18 protein-coding genes and 2 pseudogenes are annotated in these 22,147 nt (G+C 68.6%); 13 read left to right on the top strand and 7 right to left on the bottom strand.

Going from position 1 to position 22,147, the window contains the following annotated elements; genetic code table 11:
* The first annotated feature begins 156 nt into the window (after positions 1–156).
* On the top strand, positions 157–795 hold the full coding sequence (locus ACIRD8_RS36935) for a LysE family translocator (RefSeq protein ID WP_404001914.1): 639 nt from the start codon (positions 157–159) through the stop codon (positions 793–795).
* A 30-nt stretch (positions 796–825) separates the two neighbouring features.
* Here the strand turns inward: ACIRD8_RS36935 and ACIRD8_RS36940 are convergent.
* Positions 826–1,305: pseudogene (locus tag ACIRD8_RS36940) on the bottom strand (IS5 family transposase); the annotation flags it as partial.
* A complete protein-coding gene (locus ACIRD8_RS36945; RefSeq protein WP_404001957.1) occupies positions 1,281–2,090 on the bottom strand; it encodes a helix-turn-helix transcriptional regulator in 810 nt (269 codons plus the stop codon). The pseudogene ACIRD8_RS36940 and the gene ACIRD8_RS36945, both read right to left, overlap by 25 nt.
* Before the next feature lie 194 nt (positions 2,091–2,284).
* On the opposite strand from ACIRD8_RS36945, the gene ACIRD8_RS36950 reads away from it, so the two are divergent.
* Positions 2,285–3,022 (top strand): SDR family oxidoreductase, encoded by a 738-nt coding sequence (locus ACIRD8_RS36950; RefSeq protein ID WP_404001917.1) that lies wholly within the window; start codon positions 2,285–2,287, stop codon positions 3,020–3,022.
* 139 nt (positions 3,023–3,161) lie between these two features.
* Here ACIRD8_RS36950 and ACIRD8_RS36955 read toward each other — a convergent pair whose 3' ends face one another.
* Positions 3,162–4,034 (bottom strand): alpha/beta fold hydrolase, encoded by an 873-nt coding sequence (locus ACIRD8_RS36955; RefSeq protein ID WP_404001919.1) that lies wholly within the window; start codon positions 4,032–4,034, stop codon positions 3,162–3,164.
* A 105-nt stretch (positions 4,035–4,139) separates the two neighbouring features.
* On the opposite strand from ACIRD8_RS36955, the gene ACIRD8_RS36960 reads away from it, so the two are divergent.
* Positions 4,140–4,619, top strand: a complete 480-nt coding sequence (locus ACIRD8_RS36960; RefSeq protein ID WP_404001922.1) for a CGNR zinc finger domain-containing protein — start codon at positions 4,140–4,142, stop codon at positions 4,617–4,619.
* Positions 4,620–4,737: 118 nt separating this feature from the next.
* Here ACIRD8_RS36960 and ACIRD8_RS36965 read toward each other — a convergent pair whose 3' ends face one another.
* Positions 4,738–5,664, bottom strand: a complete 927-nt coding sequence (locus tag ACIRD8_RS36965; protein WP_404001925.1) for a LysR family transcriptional regulator — start codon at positions 5,662–5,664, stop codon at positions 4,738–4,740.
* 87 nt (positions 5,665–5,751) lie between these two features.
* Between ACIRD8_RS36965 and ACIRD8_RS36970 the strand changes: the two genes are divergently transcribed.
* Complete coding sequence (locus ACIRD8_RS36970) at positions 5,752–6,201, top strand: ester cyclase (RefSeq protein ID WP_404001928.1); 450 nt, start codon at positions 5,752–5,754, stop codon at positions 6,199–6,201.
* A gap of 756 nt (positions 6,202–6,957) precedes the next feature.
* Here the strand turns inward: ACIRD8_RS36970 and scpA are convergent.
* Positions 6,958–9,132, bottom strand: a complete 2,175-nt coding sequence (scpA, locus tag ACIRD8_RS36975) for a methylmalonyl-CoA mutase (RefSeq protein WP_404001931.1) — start codon at positions 9,130–9,132, stop codon at positions 6,958–6,960.
* Positions 9,132–10,940 (bottom strand): methylmalonyl-CoA mutase family protein, encoded by a 1,809-nt coding sequence (locus ACIRD8_RS36980; RefSeq protein WP_404001934.1) that lies wholly within the window; start codon positions 10,938–10,940, stop codon positions 9,132–9,134. The genes scpA and ACIRD8_RS36980 overlap by 1 nt, the downstream gene beginning before the upstream one ends.
* A 632-nt stretch (positions 10,941–11,572) precedes the next feature.
* Here ACIRD8_RS36980 and ACIRD8_RS36985 point away from each other — a divergent pair.
* The 9 genes from ACIRD8_RS36985 (at position 11,573) to ACIRD8_RS37025 (ending at position 21,569) form a co-directional block, all read left to right on the top strand.
* The gene (locus ACIRD8_RS36985) at positions 11,573–11,950 is read left to right on the top strand and encodes a cupin domain-containing protein (protein ID WP_404001937.1); all 378 of its coding nucleotides are present in this window, start codon (positions 11,573–11,575) and stop codon (positions 11,948–11,950) included.
* A complete protein-coding gene (locus tag ACIRD8_RS36990; RefSeq protein WP_360373673.1) occupies positions 11,947–13,146 on the top strand; it encodes a CoA transferase in 1,200 nt (399 codons plus the stop codon). Before ACIRD8_RS36985 ends, ACIRD8_RS36990 begins: the two co-directional genes overlap by 4 nt.
* 194 nt (positions 13,147–13,340) lie before the next feature.
* Complete coding sequence (locus tag ACIRD8_RS36995; RefSeq protein WP_404001960.1) at positions 13,341–13,817, top strand: flavin reductase family protein; 477 nt, start codon at positions 13,341–13,343, stop codon at positions 13,815–13,817.
* A gap of 99 nt (positions 13,818–13,916) precedes the next feature.
* Complete coding sequence (locus tag ACIRD8_RS37000; RefSeq protein WP_404001940.1) at positions 13,917–15,041, top strand: zinc-binding alcohol dehydrogenase family protein; 1,125 nt, start codon at positions 13,917–13,919, stop codon at positions 15,039–15,041.
* Positions 15,038–16,642 carry a bifunctional 3-(3-hydroxy-phenyl)propionate/3-hydroxycinnamic acid hydroxylase gene (locus ACIRD8_RS37005; RefSeq protein WP_404001943.1) on the top strand — a complete coding sequence of 535 codons (1,605 nt, stop codon included), beginning with the start codon at positions 15,038–15,040 and terminating at the stop codon, positions 16,640–16,642. The genes ACIRD8_RS37000 and ACIRD8_RS37005 overlap by 4 nt, the downstream gene beginning before the upstream one ends.
* 175 nt (positions 16,643–16,817) lie before the next feature.
* Positions 16,818–18,062 carry an MFS transporter gene (locus ACIRD8_RS37010; RefSeq protein WP_404001945.1) on the top strand — a complete coding sequence of 415 codons (1,245 nt, stop codon included), beginning with the start codon at positions 16,818–16,820 and terminating at the stop codon, positions 18,060–18,062.
* A gap of 148 nt (positions 18,063–18,210) precedes the next feature.
* Entirely contained in the window at positions 18,211–19,350 is a 1,140-nt protein-coding gene (locus tag ACIRD8_RS37015) for a DUF3500 domain-containing protein (RefSeq protein ID WP_404001948.1), read from the top strand.
* Positions 19,351–19,522: 172 nt separating this feature from the next.
* Entirely contained in the window at positions 19,523–20,437 is a 915-nt protein-coding gene (locus ACIRD8_RS37020) for a fumarylacetoacetate hydrolase family protein (protein WP_404001951.1), read from the top strand.
* A 403-nt stretch (positions 20,438–20,840) separates the two neighbouring features.
* A complete protein-coding gene (locus ACIRD8_RS37025; protein ID WP_404001954.1) occupies positions 20,841–21,569 on the top strand; it encodes a GntR family transcriptional regulator in 729 nt (242 codons plus the stop codon).
* 65 nt (positions 21,570–21,634) lie between these two features.
* On the opposite strand, the pseudogene ACIRD8_RS37030 reads toward ACIRD8_RS37025, so the two are convergent.
* Positions 21,635–22,147, bottom strand: a pseudogene (locus tag ACIRD8_RS37030) (acetyl-coenzyme A synthetase); the annotation flags it as partial.

Here is a 22,147-nt window from a genome sequence, read left to right on the forward strand (position 1 = left end):
AACCCCGCAACTACCTGGCCTTTCTCGGCCTCGCCGCCGCCCTTTGCTGCTACAAGCGACTCCTCCGACTCACCACATAGGACACGGTCTAAGCAGCTCAAGATCCACCAGACCCGCTAATAGAGCAGGCGATCTGGCGGGGTAAGCTGGCATTCCATGGAAATAAGCTCCGCCCTCTGGTCCTTCGCCCTGGTTGGAGGGCTTCTCACTCTGACTCCTGGACTCGATACGGCGCTGATCTTGCGCACGTCTGCCCTTGGCCGGCGCAGGAGAGCGTGGGGTGTCGTCCTCGGAATCCAGACTGGCACCCTGGTGTGGGGTGCGTTCACCTCCCTCGGAGTGACCGCGCTCCTCACGGCCTCGCATCTCGCTTACACCACGTTGCGCTGGATCGGCGCCGCCTACCTGATCTGGATGGGGTTTCGCATGCTCCGGGACACCTTCCGGGGTCTGCCCACGGCAGACGCGGACGATTCCCTTCTGGCCGCCGGAGTGGACTCGGTCAGCGGCGGCTGGCGGCAGGGGACGCTCACCAACCTCCTGAACCCGAAGATGGGCGCCTTCTACGTCGCCGTCCTTCCCCAGTTCATCCCCGTGGGCGCCGGGCACTTCACCATGGGACTCCTGCTCACTGCGGTGCACATCGTGATCGGTCTGATCTGGTCTGCCGTCCTCATCGGCTTCGCTCGTGTCCTGCAGGGGTGGCTCCGCAAGCCCCCGGCTCGCCGACTGCTCGATCAAATCACTGGCACCGTCATCGGCGCCTTCGGTATCAGGCTGGCACTCAGCAATTGACGATCCGAGGGGCAGGGGCCGGCGACCTGCTCAGCACCGTACCCAGATCAAGGTGGACGCGACGTGGAGTGCGGCCTGGTAGGCGATGGCGCGTTTGTCCGTCCGTAGGGCCAGACCGCACTACTGCTTGAGTCGGGCGTTGCACCGCTCGACGGCATTGCGGTCCTTGTATTTCTCGGTGTCAAAGCCGGGTGGGCGGCCTCCGACGCGGCCTCGCCGCAGACGGTGACCGATCTGGTCGGCGGGCTGCGGGATGACAGCCCGGATACCTCGGCGCCGAAGGTGTGCACGGATCGCGCGGGACGAGTAGGCACGATCCGCCAGGACGGTCGCCGGGCGGGTTCTCGGCCGCCCGGGTCCGCTTCGTGGGATCCGGATCCTGGCCATGACCGCCTCAAAAGCCGGTGCGTCACCAGCCTGACTGGCGGTGACGTGGATACCCAGAGGACGAGCTCGGCTGTCACTGGCCAAGTGGACCTTCGTGCTCAGTCCGCCGCGGGAGCGTCCAACTGGTCCTCGGAATAGATCACCAGAGTCTGCTCCGGCTGCTCGGCCAGGTGGAACGCGGTATAGGTGAAATCGACCGTCCCGCGCCCCGGGCGCCGTAGCCGTTTGCGTCCTCCGTGTCGGGCCTGCACGTCGTACCGCGGCCACCAGGCACGCACTTCAGGGCTGCCCGACTTCAACTCGTCGATCTGCCGGGTGTATCGGACATCGCCGGGGTGACGTCCGGCCAGCGTCCGCAGCCGGGCGAGCAGGCCCCGTGCCTCGGGCTCCCAGTCGACCAGAACGTCCCGGGCCGCAGGTTCGAGGAAGACCCAGCGGGCGAAGTTCGCCGGCCGGTCCGCCGTCGCGGTGAGGTTCGGAAACAGCTCGTCGGCCGCCCGGTTGTAGCTGAGTACGTCGTAGGTGGCGCCGATGATGTAGGCCGGGTGCGGCTGGAGAAGGAGCGGGACGGCTGCCACCTCTGCGGCGAGCGCCTCGGGTTCTTCGGCTTCGGCCGCAGGCGCGTGACCGGCAAGCTGGAAAAGATGACCGCGCTCATACCGGTCGAGTTGCAGGGCCGTGGCGAGGGCGTCAAACACCTGGTAGGAAGCGCGGACGTCCCGGCCCTGTTCAAGGTACGTGTACCAAGTTGCGCTCATTCCCGCGAGCAGCGCGACTTCCTCGCGGCGCAGGCCCGGGGTACGGCGTCGGCCCGTGGAAGGTAGTCCGACCTGGTCAGGGGTGATCCGCTCTCGGCGGCTGCGGAGGAAAGCTGCCAGCTCACGGCGTTGTTCCGACTGTTGATGCATGGTGGATGGCACCTCTGGTTCCAGAATAAACGCGCTCTGGATACCAGGCTAAAGGCGCCGCAGACTGGAATCCGAGCGGGCGCAGAACTCGCCCGATGGTCGGTGGACGGGCATCCGGTGTCGGTAGCCCGGCGAGCACACGTACTCCGGGCTGTTGCCGGGAGCCGGTCCCCAGAAGTGCAGAGGAAGACATCATGTCGGGAATCGACGGCAAGGTCGTGGCGATCACGGGAGCCAGTGGTGGGATCGGCGAGGCGACCGCACTGCTGCTTGCGGAGAAGGGTGCTCGGCTTGTTCTGGGTGCGCGTCGCTCGGAGCGCCTGGCGGACTTGGTGGTGCGGATCGAGAAGGCGGGCGGCGTGGCCGTCCAGGCTCGCACGGATGTGACCCGGCGGGATGAGCTGCACGCCCTGGTCGCCTTGGCCGGCGAGCGATTCGGCCGGCTCGACGTGCTGGTCAACAACGCCGGGGCCGGCACGATTTCGCCCCTGGACGATCTGCGGGTCGACGAGTGGGACGAGATGGTCGACGTCAACGTCAAGGGTGTGCTGCACGGAATCGGTGCCGCGCTGCCGGTCTTCCGGGCCCAGGGCGCGGGCCATTTCATCGCCATCGCCTCCACGGCCGCATTCCGGATCGTGCCGGCCATGGCGGTCTACGCCGGTACGAAGTTCGCGGTCCGTGCCATCTGCGAAGGGCTGCGCCAGGAAGCCGGTGACTCCCTGCGGGTGACCACCGTCTCGCCCGGTGTGACCGGGACCGACTTCGCTGAGGCATCGACGAATCCGCAGGTCCGTACACAGATCACGGAGATGCGGGACCGGATCGCGATCCCGCCAGCTGCCATCGCCCAAGCCATCGCGTTCGCCATCGAGCAGCCGGCAACCGTCGACGTGAACGAGATCGTCGTCCGGCCCACCGCCCAGAACTGACCCGCGCAGGTCCGAGTTGGCCCAAGGACCCCTTGGGCTGGTGTTGATCACCGTCGCTCACGGACTGTGAACGGCGCGGTCGATCCGCGTCAGTGGTGCGTCGCCGCCTGGATCTCCCGTGCCCGTTTCCGGCCCCCGATCATCCTTCTGCCAGCACCCGCCCGAGGAAGCCTCGTAGGTAACCCGCGACGACGTCCAGGTGGCTTTCCAGCAGGAAGTGACCGCCGTTGATCAGGTGCACCTCCGCGTCCTTGGCGTCGCGGGTGAAGGCTCGTGCGCCGTCCGGGCCGAAGATTTCGTCGTTCCGGCCCCAGACGGCGAGCACGGGGATCTCGCTGGTGCGGAGGAGTTCGTGCAGTCGCGGGTAGAGCGTGCGGTTGTTCGGGTAGTCGTGGAACAGCGCAAACTGGACCTCGTCGTTGCCCTCGCGGGAGGCCAGGGCGAAGTCATGCGCCCAGGTGTCCGGGTCGACCAGGCTCGGGTCGGGCACGCCGTGCACGTACTGCCAGCGGATGGCGTCGACGCTCAGCGCGGCGCGGACGGCGGGTTCGGTGTCGGGGCCGGGGTTCGCTCCGTAGGCCCAGACGTCGGTCCAGAACGAGTCGACGAAGCCCTCCTCGTAGCCGTTGCCGTTCTGCGTGACGAGGGCGGAGATCCGTTCCGGATGCCTGAGCGCGAGGCGCCATCCGATCGGGGCGCCGTAGTCCTGGACGTAGAGGGCGTAGCGGTCCAGGCCCAGCTGGTCGAGCAGCCCGCAGGTGAGTTCGGCGAGGGCGTCGAAGGTGTAGGTGAACTCCTCCGCCGAGGGGGCGTCGGAATGGCCGAAGCCGAGGTGGTCCGGCGCGATGACGTGATAGCGGTCGGCCAGCAGTGGGATGAGGTTGCGGAACATGTACGAGCTGGTCGGGTAGCCGTGCAGCAGGACGATCGCGGGGGCGTGGGCGGGGCCGGCTTCGCGGTAGAAGATCTCGTGGCCGTCGACGGTGGCAGTCCGGTGGTGTACCGAGCTCATGTCTAACCCCTTCTCTGGTTTGATATGGTTAGCACCTCTTCACGCAAGCATGGAATGAGCTAACCTGTCAAACGATGCAATCGGGTTAGGAGGGGGTGGGGGTCGATGGACGTACTGCTGGACCTGCTCAACAGCAGGCCACTGATCAACGGCGAGGAACGGGACGCGCTCGGCGACCCGGCCGCAGGTATGCGCTGGGCGCGAGAGCGCGGCGGTGAAGGCAGCCTCGCGGAACTGGCGCTGCTGCGCGAGACGCGGGACGCCCTGCGGGACGTAGTGTGCGGAGACACCTCGCCCGCGGCGTTGAGTCCGCTGCTCGAAGGGGTCCACCAGACCCCGGAGATCACTTCGGACGGTCTTCAGTGGATGGTCGAGACACCTCCGAATGCCCGGTTGACCGTCGAGGTGGTTATCGCCTGGGCTGCCGTCGAGGAGCAGATGCCCGGTCGGCTACGCCCGTGCGCCAACGGCGAGTGCCGGCTGTTCCTGCTCGACCGCAGCCGCGCCAATCGTGCCCGCTGGTGTTCGATGGCCGTCTGCGGCAACCGCGAGAAGGCCCGTCGCCACTACGAACGCACCCGCTGACCCGTCCCCGCGCCGTACGCGGTTGGCGTTCTTGCCGACGTGCCTTTCTGGGAGAGGGATCCACTGCGGTCAGACGGAGCGGGAACAACCTGCTCACGACTTTGCGGGCACGTAGTGCTCAGACGGATTCTGTCCGTAGTTGTGCATTACGCATGCCGGCGGCCTGACTCTGCAGAGCCGTCACCATGGCCTGTACCCGAGCAGAAGGGTGCAGCTGGGTCATGACGACCGTCGCGCGGCCGGACCAGTAGCTGTCCGCGACGGCCAAGGCTCGTACACCTCTTGGCAAGACCGGCAGGGCCAGGGCGGGGATCACAGTGACGCCGAGGCCGGCTGCGACGAGACCGAGGCGTGTCGACCAGCTGCGTGCGGTGTGGGCGATGTGAGGGTGGGGCAAGGTCGGCCAGGCCCCGAACTGCGGCTCGCCCGCAGTGCCCTCCCCAGCGATCCAGGGTTCGTTGGCCAGGTCCTCAGTGGTGATGCGGTCATGATCCACGAGCCGATGGCCGTCCGGGACGACCACTAGAAGATCACCTTGGAGCACTGCAGCCTGCTTCAGCTCGCTCAGGTCGTAGTCGGGCAGCCCGTGGCCGACTCCGATGACCGCCACGTCCAGCCGGCCCGCCCTCAGCCGACGGAGCAGGGCAGGGGTGGAGGCTTCCTCCAGCAGCACGGCGAGACCGGGATGGCCCGAGGTCACCTCGGCCATCGCCTTGGGGACCAAGGCCATAGCGGCGGTGGGGTAGGAGCCGATCGCGAGGCGGCCCGCGAGCCGGTCGCGCAGGCCGGCGAGTTCCAGCTCGGTCGCTGCCAGGTCGGCGAGGATCTCCGTCGCGCGCCGGACGAGAACCTGGCCTGCCGGGGTGAGCTCCACACCTCGTGGCCTTCGGTCGAAGATGGGTGCTCCGGCTGCCGCCTCCGCGGCGGCTACCTGACGGGAAACGGCCGACTGCGTGTAGCCCAGTACCTCAGCAGCCCGAGTAAACGATCCTGAGACAGCGACCTGATGAACGACGCGGAGGGCCGCGAGGGTGAACTCTGCCATGGCGGGAAATTACCATGCGTAATTGGCATGGGAATCATGCGGAATCATCGTTGGACCGCATGGATGGTGGCAGGGCAGCCTGGTGACATGACACAGAAGCGATTCACTCGAACCGAACTCGTGACGCGGCTAGTCCGCGCTGGAGAGCTGGAGGTATCGGGCGCGGATCCGGTCGAGGCCGCGACGTATTTCGACACGGAGAAGTTCCGCTTCCACGGGCCGGATGGTTTCGAGTCTGACTTCCCCGGACTCACCGCCTACTTCGCATCAGTACGCGAGGCCTTCGATGACCGTTCGATCCGGCGCGGCATCGTGGTGGTCGGCAGCGACCGTATGGCCTGCCAGACGTGGATCGAGGGCACCTTCGTCCGTGAGTTCGTTCAGTCACCGGTCGGTCCCGTGCCGCCCAACGGTCAACGCGTCGTGTTCGATCTGCTGAACATCTTCCGGATCGACGAGCGGGGACGTTTCGTCGAGGAGTGGGCACGCGTCGACAACGGCAACCTCTTGCGTCAGCTGGGCGCTGTAGGAGGCTAGGTGCGTTGTTCCAGGAGGTTGGCGGCTTCTCGCTTGCGACTTCCTCCCGAGAGTTGATGGGGAGGGATGATCTTTCGGACGGCGGGTGGGGCTCGGCTGGTTGGATCGACTGCATGTAGTGTGCTGGCCTTCAAATCCGCCTGACTTACGTGTACTTCGACGCTGTCCTTTTGCGCAGGACACGGGGCGAGGCCGCCCTGTCGAGCGCCGGACGGTAACTGCGCGGTTCTCCACACCTTGTGCGACTGCTTCTGGTGCGTGCTCTACCGGCGACGCTTAGGACGTGGCTGGCGCCTACCCTTGTGCTCGACAGCTGGGACTTCGTGGCGCATGGGGAGAAGGAAGGCTAACCGGTGGACAACCGGGGAGTCGTCGATCCCTGGGAGCGGCAGCGTGACGAGTCTCCTCAGGCGTTTCAGGCGTTCGCTGTGTACCGCGACCTTGGTCCTGTGCGGAGTGTTACGAAGGTGGCACAGGAGTTGCATAAGTCCCGTGCGCTCGTGGGGCGGTGGTCGCGGCAGTTCGCATGGGTGATGCGGGCGACCCCGAACGACCGAGAGCAGGACCGGGAATTCCTCGCGGAGCAGGCGCAGGCATGTCGTGAAATCTCCCGTCGGCACGCGAAGTTGGCGCAGGCCGCACAGAGCAAGGCAGTTGCTCGGTTGCAGACCCTCGACCCCGGGAGCTGCCCCCTCTTGCCGTCGAGCACTCCCTTGGCGTACGCGCCGAGGTCGATTGACATGACGATTGAGGCCCTCAGAACTCGTGCCCGAGGGTGGTGGCCAGTCGCCGGACCAGGTCGTGGGCCGCGTCCGGGATCACCGTCCCGGGCGGGAAGACGGCCGCTGCGCCCATCTCCAGCAACTCGGGGACATCCTGAGGCGGGATCACCCCGCCGACAACGATCATGATGTCCTCGCGGCCCTGGTCGGCGAGCTGCTCGCGCAGCGCCGGTACGAGGGTGAGGTGACCGGCGGCCAGCGAGGAAACCCCGACGACGTGCACGTCGGCCTCGACGGCCTGGCGGGCGACCTCACCGGGGGTCTGGAAGAGCGGGCCGACGTCGACGTCGAAGCCCAGGTCGGCGAAGGCGGTGGCGATCACTTTCTGGCCGCGGTCGTGTCCGTCCTGGCCCATCTTGGCGACGAGGATGCGCGGACGCCGTCCTTCGGTCTCGGCGAAGGTGTCGACGAGCACGCGGGTGCGGTCCACGGACGGGGACTCGCCTGCCTCTTTGCGGTACACCCCGGAGATCGTACGGATCTGGCCCGCGTGCCTGCCGTACACCTTCTCCAGCGCGTCGGAGATCTCGCCGACCGTGGCCATCGCCCGGGCGGCGTCCACGGCGAGTTCCAGCAGGTTCCCTTCGCCCCCGGCGGCACGGGTGAGCGCGCGCAGCGCGTCCTGGCAGGCCGCCTCGTCGCGCTCCTCGCGCAGCCGGCGCAGCTTCTCGATCTGCTGGGTGCGCACCGAGGAGTTGTCGACCTTGAGCACGTCGATCTTCTCGTCGGTCTCCACCCGGTACTTGTTCACGCCGATCACCGGCTGGCGCCCCGAGTCGATGCGAGCTTGCGTGCGCGCGGCGGCCTCCTCGATGCGGAGCTTGGGGATGCCGGCGTCGATGGCCTTGGCCATGCCGCCCGCCTGTTCCACCTCCTGGATGTGCTGCCAGGCGCGGCGGGCGAGGTCGTGCGTCAGCTTCTCGACGTATGCGCTGCCACCCCAGGGGTCGATCACACGTGTCGTGCCGGATTCCTGCTGGAGCAGGAGCTGGGTGTTGCGGGCGATCCGTGCCGAGAAGTCGGTGGGGAGCGCGAGGGCTTCGTCGAGGGCGTTGGTGTGCAGCGACTGGGTGTGGCCCTGGGTGGCGGCCACCGCCTCGACGCAGGTGCGGGTGACGTTGTTGAACACGTCCTGCGCCGTGAGGGACCAGCCGGACGTCTGCGAATGGGTGCGCAGCGAGAGCGACTTGGCGTTCTTCGGGCCGAACTCCTTGACCAGCTTCGCCCACAGCAGGCGGGCAGCTCGCAGCTTGGCGATCTCCATGAAGAAGTTCATGCCGATCGCCCAGAAGAACGACAGCCGCGGTGCGAACGCGTCGACGTCCAGGCCTGCCGCCTGCCCCGCCCGTATGTACTCCACGCCGTCGGCCAGGGTGTAGGCGAGCTCCAGGTCGGCCGTGGCTCCGGCTTCCTGGATGTGGTAGCCGGAGATGGAGATCGAGTTGTAGCGGGGCATCTTCTGCGAGGTGAACGCGAAGATGTCGGAGATGATCCGCATCGAGGGGGCGGGCGGGTAGATGTAGGTGTTGCGGACCATGAACTCCTTGAGGATGTCGTTCTGGATGGTCCCGGCCAGCTTCTCGGGCGGCACACCCTGTTCCTCGGCGGCCACGATGTACAGGGCGAGGACGGGCAGGACCGCGCCGTTCATGGTCATCGAGACCGACATCCGGTCCAGCGGGATGCCGTCGAAGAGCTGATGCATGTCGTAGATGGAGTCGATGGCGACACCGGCCATGCCGACGTCGCCGGTGACCCGGGGGTGGTCGCTGTCGTAGCCGCGGTGGGTGGGCAGGTCGAACGCGACCGAGAGGCCTTTCTGTCCGGCCGCGAGGTTGCGCCGGTAGAAGGCGTTGGACTCCTCGGCCGTGGAGAACCCGGCGTACTGACGGATCGTCCAGGGCTGATTGACGTACATCGTCGGGTACGGGCCGCGCAGATACGGCGCGATGCCCGGGTAGGTGCCGAGGAAGTCCAGCCCTTCCAGGTCCCGCCCGGTGTAGAGCGGCTTGACCTCGATGCCCTCCGGAGTCTCCCAGAGCAGGTCATCGCCGTCGGAGACGCGCTCGACCGCCGTACGCCAGTCGTCGACGGTGGTCTCGGCCTTCGGCGTTCCGAGCTTGATCCCGGAGAAATCAGGGATGGACATCAGGACACTCCCATGCGGTCGAGGGCGGCGGAGAGCACCGCGACGGCGTCGCAGCCCCCGAAGACGTATGTATCGATACCGGCGTGGTGCCCCGAGCGGCCCGCGAGGAACACGTGCTCGGCGCCCGCGGCCCGCAGCTGCCCGGCGACGGACTCGGCCTGCTCCGCGTAGAGCGCGTCGCTGGAACAGAGGCACGCCTCCCGGGCTCCGCTCTCCTCGAAGGTGCCGTCGGCGACGGGTTCGATCCCGCCGGCCAGGAACAGGTTCGAGGCGAAGGCGAGGCGCGCGGTCTGCGCGGCTGCCGGGCCCAGCGCGGCCAGGAAGACGCGTGGCCGGGCGCCGGTGGCGGCGAGGTGGGCGTCGGAGCGGGCGCGGAGCACCTCGAACGCCTCGTCGCGACGCACCCGGGGGAGCCCTCCGGACGGTGGCTCCGGGAACGGCTCGCGTACGACCGGCTTCTCCGTCGGCAGCGGGAACTCGCTGACACCCGTCACCGGTTCATGCCGTGTGGACAGTTTCGCGCTGCGTACGGACCAGGTCGCGGCGAGTGTCTCGCCGACCAGCCCGGAGCGCAGGGCCGCCCCCTGGCCGCCTGCTCGCTCGATCTCCTGGAAGAACGCCCAGGCCGCCTGCGCGAGATCGTCGGTCAGCCGCTCCACGTACCACGAGCCGCCGGCAGGATCGATCACCCGGGACAGGTGGGACTCCTCGATGAGAATGGTGGAGGTGTTGCGGGCGACGCGGCGCGCGAACGCGTCCGGCATACCGAGCGCGCTGTCGAAGGGCATCACGGTGACGGCGTCGGCTCCACCCACCCCGGCGGCCAGGGTCGCGACGGTGGTGCGGAGCATGTTCACCCACGGGTCCCTGCGCGTCATCATCACCGGCGACGTCACCGCGTGCTGGAGCTGTGCACCCGCCCGGCCCGCCCCGCAGGCCTCGGCCACCCGCGACCACAGCCGCCGTGCCGCTCGCAGTTTGGCCACGGTCAGGAACTGATCGGCAGTCGCCGCGTAACGGAACTCCAGCTGTCCGCAGGCTTCCTCGACATCAAGTCCCGCCGCCGTCAGCTCGCGCAGGTAGGCGACTCCCGTCGCCAGGGAGCAACCCAGCTCCTGCGCCGTGGACCCGCCTGCCTCGTGGTGGGGCAGCGCGTCCACGGTGAACGCCCGCAGCCCCGGGTACCGCGCGGCGCACTGCCTCGCGAGGCCGAGCAGCGGCACGGTATCCAGCGCCTCGCCCGTACGCGCCTCGTGGCCCAGCGGATCGGCTCCCAGACTGCCCCACGCGGCTGTGCAGGCGACGCCCTGCTCCGCGTACAGCCGCAGCAACTCCTCCGCGGCAGCCGGTGTATCGCGACCGGCATCGAGGACGAGCGGTGCCAGGTCGAGATGGACGCCCTTCAGTACCCCTTCGAGTGCGGGTACCGGGATGCCGGTGTCGCCCACGACCAGCCAGAGAGAGGTGACCCCGTTCTCCAGGTCGGTCAGGACCGAGCCGCTGTCGGCCACCGTGTGCTGCTGGCGCACGTCCCAGCCACCGACCGTGTTCCCCTGCGCCCGCCCACCACGTACGAAGGGCGCACTGCCGGGAAGGCCCGGGTCGGGCGCGGCGTCGCCCGCCGTGTAGAGGGGCCGGGTACGCAGTCCGTCCTCCAGCTCCGTGGACAGGAGGTCCTCCGCCGAGGCCGCGGAGACACCTCCATCCGATCTGCGCAGGACATCTCGTACGAGGTCGCGCCACTGCTCACGGGAGGCATCGGGGAACTCGGAGGCGAGCAGGAGCCCGTCGTCAGGCAGAACGGTCATGGAGGCCCTAACGAGGTCGTGGGACGAGGGGTGGGGCGGACGGGCCTCGAAAAGCTCGCTCCGCCGTGCCCGGCCGATGCGTGGCCGACCGCGGTCGACGGGAGCCGAGGCGCCGAGCGAGGCGCTGTCGCGTCAGGGGTTTCGCTCCGTGCGCCGTCGACCGCAGCCGGTTCCTTCCCTGCCTGTGTGCTGCCCCTGGATGGGGGGTGAGCCCGCTCAGGAGGTGTCCGGCTTCGGGAGTCATACTAAAAGGCACCCTAAAAATGTCAACAAGTTAGGCAGGGGTTACCTGAGGAGGGTTCCTCGCTGCCCTGATGGCGCCAGGTCGGACGCGCCAGGTTGATCAGGCGGTGCATGGGTTCCTTTGGGAGTCGCCACCTCGGCGCCTGGGTGGTGGCCTGTAGATAGGGGGCGACTAAAATGTTGACAGATTTGCTTCGGCTCCCGCATGGTGCTCCTGACCGCAACGTTCCATGGCGTCACCCCGGCCAGCCGGCGGCCGCCCGGAGCAGAAGGCGAGTGAAGCCCTCTCCGTGTGCGCCGCACGGCCGCTGCGGACACGGCCGACTGTCGTCATCGTCTGCCATCGCAAGCACCTGGCCTGCACGCCCAGCCAGAATCGAGTGACCACCATGCCGATAGACATCACCCATCTCGCCGAGGCCGCACGCTTCCAGCCCCCAGGCCACCACGGCGTCGGCCCCGTCCATCTCTTCGGTGGCGATCAGTACGACGGCGCTGTGACGGCAGCACTGTCGCACTACGTTCCTGGCGGGCGGGCGGACATGTCGCCCGTCGCGGCGGAGACGCTCTACATCGTGCTGACCGGCGCCCTGACCCTCACTGAAGCCGACGGAACCACCCATGTCCTCCAGGTTCTCGACGGGGCTCGTCTCACCACCGGAACACTCCGTGCCGTCGAGAACCACACGAATCTCGCCGCAAGCATGCTCGTGATCCGGCCGAACCCGGCCAGCCCGTCGTTCAGCGACACGGAGGCCCGTTCATGACCGGATCACTCGCCGGACTGCTCGTCGTCGACCTGACCCGCGCGCTCGCCGGGCCCCAGGCGGCCATGATGCTCGGTGACCTCGGCGCCCGTGTGATCAAGGTCGAGAGTCCCGCGGGGGACGACACCCGTTCCTGGGGGCCGCCGTTCATCCAGGCCGACGACGGCACCGAGGAGTCGACGTACTTCCTGTCGTGCAACAGGAACAAGGAATCGATCACGCTGAATCTGAAGCGGGACGAGGACGCGCAGGTGCTCGCCCGGCTCATCGAGCGGGCCGACATCCTGCTCGAGAACTACAAGCCGGGCGCGCTGCAGCGACTCGGATTCGGGACCGAGCGGCTGATGGAGCTCAATCCCCGGCTGGTGGTGCTGTCGATCAGTGGGTTCGGCCACGACGGACCCGAAGCGAGCCGTGCCGGGTACGACCAGATCGCGCAGGGCGAGGGCGGTCTGATGTCCCTCACCGGACCGGATCCCGCTCACCCCCAGCGCGTCGGCGTACCGATCGCCGACCTGCTCGCCGGCATGAACGGCGCCTTCGGCGTGCTCGCCGCCCTGCGCGAACGCGACCGCACCGGCCGGGGACAGATCGTGCGCACGTCGCTGCTGGCCTCCGTCGTCGCAGCCCACGCCTTCCAGGGGACCCGCTGGACCGTGGCCGGCGAGGTCGGCCGGGCGCAGGGGAACCAGCACCCGACCATCGCTCCGTACGGACTGTTCCGTTGCGCGGGCGGAAGCGTGCAGATCGCCTGCGGGAACGACGCCATGTGGCGGCGCCTCTGCGTGGCCTTCGACCTCGCGGCGGACGACCCGCGCTATGCGACGAACGCCGACCGCCTGGCGAACCGGGAGAGTCTCACCGCACTGCTCGAGAACGTGTTCGCGGAGCACGGGCCGGACGAACTTCTGGACCAGCTCGCCGACATCGACATCCCGGCCGGCCGGGTCCGCAGCCTCGACGAGGTCTACGAGTGGGAGCAGACCCGCTCCCAGGGGCTTCTCGTCGACGTCGAACACCAGAGCCTGGGGAAGATCGCGCTACCGGGATCAGCCCTGCGGACGTACACCGTCGAATCGGATGGCGTCGAGACGGAGACGACCCGCGTCAGCCATCGTCCCCCGCCCGTCCTCGACGCCGACGCCCAGGCCGTCCGGGAATGGCTGGACACTCCGACAGGCGCTCCCTCGGCCTGAGAGCGGTTCGCCGGCGCGGACCCGTCCGAGCAGAGCCCTGAAGCCCGAGCAGAGGTTCCGAAGGTCCCGAGCAGAGCTTCTGACGAATTCACACAGCACCACCCTCCCATACGCCCACACCCATCACGTCTGCTCCGGCCGGGACGGCCCGCGCGCAGACCGAGAAGGAGATTTCGGTGAGAGATATCGAGCCGGTGCAGGCCGCCCAGCAACTGCGGCAGGCCTTCGGATGTTTCCCCTCCGGAGTCACCGCCCTGTGTGCCTACCGCGACGGCGAGCCCGTGGGACTCGCCGCAAGCTCATTCACCTCAGTGTCGATGGACCCGCCATTGGTGTCTGTGTGCATACAGCACACCTCCACGACCTGGCCCAAGCTGCGTGACCGTCCCAGGCTGGGGCTGAGCGTGCTGGCCGAGGGCCAGGACGAGATCTGTGCCCGGCTGGCGAGCAAGGGTGGCGACCGGTTCGCGGGTGTGGACTGGTTCGCCTCCGACGACGGCAGCGTCTTCGTGGAGGGCGCCACCCTGTGGCTCGACTGCACGATCCAGGAAGAGGTCCCGTGCGGGGATCACGACATCGTGCTGCTCGGCATCCAGGGTCTCAGCGCGGTCCTCGACACCTCCCCCCTTGTATTCCACGCCAGCCGTTTCCGGCGTCTGGCCAGCATCTGACGGGGGAAGGCGTCGTCCTTCACGGACGACCGGAACGCACCGGCAGCACGAAGCGTGCCGGCCAACGGTTGTGAGGAATTGAGGCTGACGATGGAGAGCATGCAAGCGCCGGACGGCGCGCGGCCGAGAGGGGTACTGGCAGCGGTCGTCGACGCCCCCGGCGGTGAGCCGAGACCGGGTTCGGTCACGTTGCCGCCGCGTACGCCCGGCACCACGCTGGTGGCCGTGGTCGCGGCGCCGCTGAACCCGCTGGACCTGGTGATCGCGTCCGGCACCTTTCACTCGGCTCGCCATGAAGCTCCGTACGTCCCGGGCAGTGAGTGTGTGGGCGTCGTGCTCGACTCGGACCGCTACGTGCCGGGCTCCTGGGTCTACGGCGAGTGCGACGCGTCGCCGGACACCCCGGGCTCCTTCGCCACGCAGGCGCTCATCGCCGACGAGGACCTCCTGCTGTTGCCCGAAGGCCTCGACCCCGTGCTCGCCGCGGCGGTCGGCAACTCCGGCACCGCCGCGTACATGCCGCTCGTCGAGGACGCCGGCCTGCGCCCCGGCGAGACCGTACTGGTTCTGGGAGCCACCGGCTCGGTCGGGCAGCTGGCGGTCCAGGTGGCACACCGCAACGGCGCGAGCCGGGTGATCGGCGTCGCCCGCGACCGCACGGCTCTCGGACGCCTTCTCCAGCTCGGCGCCGACGCCGTCGTCGATCTGCGTGCCGACGAGAACGTGGAGGAACTGGCGGCGAGGATGCGAGAGGTGGCCGGACCGGTGGACGTCGTCCTGGACGGCGTCTACGGCCTGCCGTTGGAGGCCGCGCTCCGGGTATGCGCACCAGGGGCCAGGGTGATCAACATCGGGAACCCGGCCGGCGCGACCGCACAGGTGCCTGCCGGGCTGCTGCGCGGCAAGCAGCTCAGGCTGTCCGGCTTCGCGGGCCTGCACACCCCGTTGTCCAAGAAGCGGCCGGCACTCACCTGGCTCTGGAGCGCCCTCGCCCGTGACGAGCTGAAGATCGATGTGCGTACCGTCGCGCTCGAGGAACTGCCGACGGCATGGCGGGCACAGGCGGCTTCGCCGCACCACAAGTGCGTCGTCATGCCCCAGGACGCGCACGGCCACGACGCGAGCCGGCCGACCGTCACCACCCCGTGGGGGCAGGCCTCACCGTTCGGGCAGGTGCCGGTCGCCCGTGCGGACGGCACCGAGGCAGGAGGGCGGGGCGAATGACGAATCGACCTGATCCCATGCCCGCCGCACACTTCCGGCCGGTGGTCGACTGCCTCGTCGTCGGCGGTGGTCCCGTGGGTCTGCTGACGGCCCTCCTCCTCGGCCGGGCCGGGTTGCAGGTGTCCGTTGTGGAGCGCTGGCCGGAGCGGTATCCGCTGCCACGGGCGTGCACCATCGACCACGAGGCACTCCGCATCCTGCAGTCCGCGGGCCTCATGGACGACCACGCCGGCTTGTTCGAAGCATCCCAGGGGGAGCGGGGCGGGTACGAGTTCCGCAACGGCCGAGGCGAACTCCTGCAGGCCATGGACTGGAACCGGGCCTCCGAGTCGGGATGGGCGAACACCAACGGCTTCTACCAGCCCGACCTCGAGGCGGCCCTGGAGAACATGGCGGTCGCGACGCCGGGCGTGCGGGTCCACCGCGGGTGGACCTTCCAGGACATGACGCAGGACGCCGACGGAGTGTCAGCCCGGGTGGCCCGCACCGAGGACCCGGCTGAGACCGCGCAGGTCCGGTCGCGCTGGCTCATCGGCGCGGACGGCGCCAACAGCGCGGTGCGCTCCCAGCTCGGCATCGGGACCGGCGACTCGGGGTTCCAGGCGGACTGGCTGGTGGTGGACTACCAGCCGCTCGCCGAGGAGGACTGGAGTGCCTTCGTCACCCAGTACTGCGATCCGGCGCAACCCGCCACCGCGGTCAACAGCGGCCCGGGGCGGCGGCGTTTCGAGTTCATGCGTCGCGCGGACATGACCGTCGAGGAGCTGGGCCGGGACAGCACTGCCTGGCGGCTCATGGCGCCCTGGGGTGTGACACCGGAGACAGCCCGCCTGGAACGCCACGCCGTTTACACGTTCCGGGGGAGCTGGGCGCACACCTGGCGCAAGGGGAACGTGTTCCTCGCGGGCGACTCGGCCCATCTGATGCCTCCCTTCCTGGGGCAGGGGCTGTGCTCCGGTCTGCGGGACGCCCGCGCGCTCACCTGGCGGCTGATCATGGTCCACCAAGGGCTGGCGACGCCGACGGTGCTCGACACGTACGGGCCGGAGCGCTCCGGCCATGTGCGGGAGATCATCGACGAGGCGGTGGCCGCCGGCCGCGTCATCTGCGAACTCGACGTCGACCGGGCGGCCGCACGGGACGCCGACATGAGGAAGCGGTCCTCCGATCCCGACGCCGTCACGCGGGAGCCTCCGCATCCGCGTCTGGGCGAGCCGTCGCTGACGATCCCGGGCAGGGACGCCGAGGGGCGGCTGGCGCCGCAGGGGCGCGTTCGTACCGCTGACGGGGAGGGGCTCTTCGACGATGTCGTCGGCGGTGGCTGGCAGCTGATCAGTTGTGCCGGGGACCCTGCCGAGTACCTGAGCGACGAGGACGCCGCCTGGTTCCGGGAGAGGGGTGGCGTGGTCGCCGACGTTTCGCGGAGGAGTGACCTCCAGGATGTCGACGGTTCCTACGCGCGCTGGTTCGCCGAGCACGGGTGCGAGGTGCTTCTCGCCCGGCCGGACTTCTACGTCTTCGCGGCCGGCGAGCACGAGGACGTACCACGTTTCGTCTCACGTCTGCGTCAGGCGCTCCAGCCTGCGGCGGAAGCGAGGTAATCGACGACGGGCCCGCGGATCGCTCGGCCCGCCGGGACCCGGGGTTCTTCACACGCCGGGCGGCCAGAGTGGATACGGCTCCCCGTCTCTCGTTGTCAGGCCGACGGTCCGGTGACCGGACATGTCGGTGCGAGAGAGGGGGCGCTTCCACAGGGGGAATCAAGGAGGATTCCGCATGACCATGGACAAGTCAGCAACGCTCATCCGGGCAGGCGAAGACCCGTCCGACACGGCCAGGGAGGCGACGGGCTGGCGTACGGCCATAGCGTCCGCGCTCGGGCTCACCGTCGGCCCCAGTGTTCTCACGGTCATGTCGTTCGGGGCGTTCATCGCCCCGCTCCACCGGGAGTTCGGCTGGGGCGTCTCCGAGATCGGCCTGGCTGCTTCCTTCCTCAGCATCACGGTCATGATCATTTCGCCCCTGCAGGGTTACCTGGTCGACCGGTACGGAGGCCGCCGAGTCATCCTGTGCAGTTCCCCGGTCTTCGGGCTCTCCCTGATGGGGATGTACCTCCTGCCCGACAACCTGCCCGTGTTCTACCTGGCCTGGGCCCTCATCCCGGTCTGCGGCCTGGGTCTCTGGCCGGTCTCCTACCTCCGTCTCACGGCGGGCTGGTTCGAGCGGAAGCTCGGGTTCGCACTGGGGATCGCCAACTCCGGCATCGGGGTCGGCACGGTGATCGTCCCCATCCTCACGGCATGGCTGATCGGGGCGTTCGGCTGGCGAGCGGCTTTCCTCGGGCTGGGGGCGGTTGCGCTCATCGCCTTCCCGATCGCGTTCTTCCTCATCACGGAACCGAGCCCACGTAGGACGGATGTCAGTACGAGTGGCGACACACTCAAGGTCTCAGCGCGCAGGAGGCCGTTCTGGCTCATCCTGGGCGCGTTCCTCCTGCTCGGGCTGGTCGGCTCCTCCATAACGGTCTATCAGATTCCCCTGTTGCTCGACGCCGGCGTCCCGGAACACATCGCCAACCTGGTGCCGGTGGCGCTCGGGCTCGCGCTCATCGTGGCCAGGGTCGTGACCGGGTGGCTGCTCGACCGGTTCAAGGCGTCGGTGGTCATGGCCTTCAACCTCACCGGCGGTCTCATATCGGTGCTGCTGTTCGCGGCGGGCCCGAACGTGGTGACGGGTCTCATCGCCGCGGCGCTGGCCGGTCTGCTGATCGGCGCCGAGTTCGACGTCCTCAGCTATCTCGTGCCCCGGCACTTCGGACGTATGGCCTACGGCAAGATCTACGGCATCGCGTTCTCGGCGTTCCAGATCGGCGGGGCGATCGCCTCGTCCGCGGTGAGCGCGAGCCGGGAGAGCTCGGGCTCCTACACTCCGGCGATGCTCACGCTGGCCGTCGTGTGCGTGGTGTGTGCGGTCATGTTCATGTGCCTCGGCCCGTACCGGTACGACGCGGCTCACAAGTGAACACGGGCCGGGACCGCGGGAGCGCCCCGACCCGGCAGCACCACCGAGGCACTGTCCTGGTCCGGGCGCCCCGGACAGCACCGCTGTCGTACGAATGAGCAGCATCACCACTCCACACGCAGTCCCCAGAAAGAAGGCAGGGAACGTCATGACGGCAACGCCACATCAGCATCCTGACGGTGAGCTTCCGGAGGCACACCGGCCGCGGACGGGTGGCTCGTTCGACGCGACGGCGGTCACCTTCGCGGCGATGGGGCTCTTCGACGGCCTGAGCGCGGACCAGCGTGAGCGGGCGCTGCTGCCATGGACAAGCCCCGTACGGACGCACTGGAACTTCCTGCCGGAGTCCGGTCGCCCGGGCGTGACGCTCGGCGACCTGGACCGGCGGCAGGAGGTGTTGGCGCACCGGCTGATCGCCGAGTCGATGTCGATCGCGGCGTACGCTCGTGTGGTCCAGGTGATGTCCAACGAGCACGTGCTCCGCGAACTGAACCAGCCTCTCTTCGGGCACGTCGCAGCCACACTCCGCGACGCGCGCGGCTACTTCCTGGTCTTCTTCGGCCAGCCGCAGCCGGACACCACCTGGGGCTGGCGCCTGGTGGGCCACCATCTGTCGATCAACATCACCGTGGTCGACGGCGACCTGGTCAACGCCACGCCGTTCCTGCTGGGTGCCGAACCTGCCCGCTTCGGCCCCTTCCGGATCCTCGGGGAGGAGGAGGACGCGGCCTTCGTCCTTCTGGACAGTCTCACCCCCTCCCAGCAGCAGCGGACCATCATTCATTCGAGGCCGCCGGCGGACTTCGTCACCCGGACCGTGGCAACCGTCGGCGAGGTCGAGTACCCCGCCTACCACGGGGTCGGCCGCCGTGACGCGATGATCACCGACGAGGACCGCAAGGCCCTGGCCTACTTCCGCGCCCACCCCCGGGGGTTCCGGGCCGGTGACCTCTCGCCGGCCCAGCGCAAGCACTTCGACGAGCTGCTGGCCCTGTTTGTGGAGCGCGCCCGACCGGGCCTCGTGGGCTTCGAGATGGACCGGATCGCGGCTGCCGGGGGAGTGGAGGATCTGCACTTCGCCTGGGCAGGCGGCACATCCGTCGAGCAGCCGCACTACTTCCGCATCCAGGGTCCGGTCACGCTCGTGGAATTCGACAACGCCGAGGACGACGCCAACCACGTGCACAGCGTCTGGCGTGACCCCTCCAACGACTTCGGTGCCGATCTCCTGATCCAGCACCACCTCGATCACGACCACACCGGGGGACGCGAAGACGCCGGCGACTGAACCGGCGGGCAAACACTCCGGAGGGTCTGCCGATCGCCAGGAACCCGGACGGCAGTGGCGCCGTCCGGTGCAGGGCCGCCGGCCGACGGACGGCCCGGCGTCCGAGGCGCGAGAACAGCAATGACTGACATGGGTCCCGGGGGAACATCCCGAGGCCAGGAAGGGAAAAGACATGAGGATCGTGGGCATCAGGCGACCGCGTGCCGACTACGGGGTGGAGGTCGCGGCCCTCGCCGACGACGGCGGGGTCACCGTCATCGCCTCACTGGCGGACTTCTGGGCCGACCCGGCGGGACATCTCTCCCGGCCGCCCGCGGGTCCGACACTCGACGCCGCGTCGGTCGAGCGGGTGCCGCCCGTGCTTCCCGACGCACGCGTGTTCTGCATCGGACTCAACTACTCGGAGCATGCCGCGGAGGGGTCGTTCCGCGACCAGGAGCTGCCGCCCTATCCCACCCTGTTCGCCCGGTGGACCCAATCACTCACCGTTGACGGTGCGGCGGTTCCCGTGCCCTCCAACGAGGAGGGCCTCGACTGGGAGGGTGAGGTCGTCGCCTGGGTGGGGGCACCGCTCGTCGATGCGGCACCCGAGGAGGCCCTGGCATCCGTCATCGGATACTCCGCTTTCAACGACCTGACCTCGCGCAAAGCGCAGAAGCTGACCTCCCAGTGGATTCTGGGCAAGAACGGAGACCGGTCCGGACCCATCGGCCCGATGGTCCCCGCTGCCGAGGTCGGTGACCTCAGCCAGGGCCTCAGGCTGCAGACGCGCGTCAACGGCGTGACGGTGCAGGACGCTCGAACCGATCAGATGATCTACACGGTCGGAGACACGCTGTCCCTGATCTCGCACACCCTCTCCCTGCGGCCGGGCGACATCCTCGCGACCGGTACGCCGTCGGGAGTCGGCTACGCGCGTAAGCCCCCTCAGCTCCTGCAGCCGGGAGACACGGTCGAGGTCGAGGTGGAACGTCTGGGGAAGGTGCGCAACACCGTCGTGGACAACCGGCACCGAACGGCGGGTGACTCCTCCTCGGGCCGCCCTTCCTTCGGAGGCGTCGAGAACCACCTCACCTCGCGGCACTAAAAGCACGGGCCGGCCAGGTGCCGAGGACGCACGGGCACCGTGAGTGCTCCAGCACCGTCGGCCCGGCCGGTCCGCCCGGTGGGCACTCCCTGAGCGGTCGGGTTCAGGGGGTGCCCACCGGGCATTGCCGTCTGCGGCACAGCCGGATCCGGAGAAGGCCCCGCAGCACGGTAGAGGGGCGGCTTCGCACCATCGACCTGCCAAGTGTCAACAGTTTCAGTCAAGAGAGAGGGAGTGTCCGGCTCGGTGATCCTGTATTTCGCAGGTGCATGCGGCCGGCGGAGTCACGGATGGAGCAGGACGTCACCTGAAGTGTCGGCAATGCGGTAGCGGCTTGTCGGCTACGGTTGTCCTTGCAGCTCATCCAGGCGCCCTGTGGACACGCACGAAAGGTCGACACAACATGACAGCTCAGTCAGCCGAGGTGGCGAACGACCTCGCTCACCCCGACGAGGTGAGCAGGGCCCATCACACGCTGCGCCGCGAGATCATGCACGGCGAGCTTCGCCCCGGTGATCCCCTGTCGCAGGTCGCGCTCGCCCGGAAACTAGGAGTGAGTCGCGGCCCTCTGCGTGAGGCGCTCAGGATTCTGCAGCGCGAGGGATTCGTCCAGCAGGAGTCCCAGCACCGCGCCCGTGTGACGACGTTCAGCAACGAGGACCTCGACGAGCTCTACGCGATGCGCATCACCCTCGAAGCGCTCGCGGTCGGGATCGCCGTACCGCGCATGAGCGAAGCGCATCTCGAGCAGCTCGACCGACTGCTGGAGGAGATGGACGAGAAGGCGCGCACGGGCGATGTCGAGCAGTGGGAGTGCCCGCACGAGCTGTTTCACCGGGCCCTGGTCCACCCGTCCGGTCCGCGCATGGAACGGGAGCTCGCCCTGCTGTCGGACCACGCCACGCGCTACCGCCTCGCGTTCGTCTCGTGGAACCCGCTCGAATGGCGGGCGGAGACGAGCGCACAGCACCGCACGATCGCCGATGCGGTGAAGGCGCGTGACGCCGGCGCCGCTTCCCAGGCCCTGGCGGCTCATCTGGGCCGTACCGCCCTCGTCGTGCTCTCCATCGCCGCACCGACGTACGAACCCGCTCGGGTCCGCCGGGCCCTGGCTGTCGCCAGCGGTCAGTAGCAGCGGCGCTGCCGGCTCTTTTCCTTCGTGGTGTCCCCCTGCCGTACGGCTGGGGGACACCCTGTTCAGCCTTCGTTGGCTGCCGAGGGCAGCTGTGTCTGGATGAGGGACATGACGGAGGAGTCGGTGAGGGTGGTGACGTCTCCGAGTTCGCGGTTCTCGGCGACGTCGCGGAGAAGGCGGCGCATGATCTTGCCGGAGCGGGTCTTGGGCAGCTCGGCCACCGGCAGGACGCGCTTGGGCTTGGCGATCGGTCCGAGGGTGGTGCCGACGTGGTTTCGCAGCTCGGCGAGCAGCTCGTCGGAGGCGGTGGCGGTGCCGCGCAGGATGACGAAGGCGACGATGGCCTGGCCGGTCGTCTCGTCGTTGGCGCCGACGACGGCGGCTTCGGCGACCGAGGGGTGGGAGACGAGGGCTGATTCGACCTCGGTGGTCGAGATGTTGTGTCCGGACACGAGCATGACGTCGTCGACCCGGCCGAGGAGCCAGATGTCGCCGTCCTCGTCCTTCTTGGCACCGTCACCCGCGAAGTACTTGCCCTCGAAGCGCGACCAGTAGGTGTCGATGAAGCGCTGGTC

This window comes from Streptomyces sp. NPDC102451 (assembly GCF_044765485.1).
Taxonomy (GTDB): domain Bacteria; phylum Actinomycetota; class Actinomycetes; order Streptomycetales; family Streptomycetaceae; genus Streptomyces.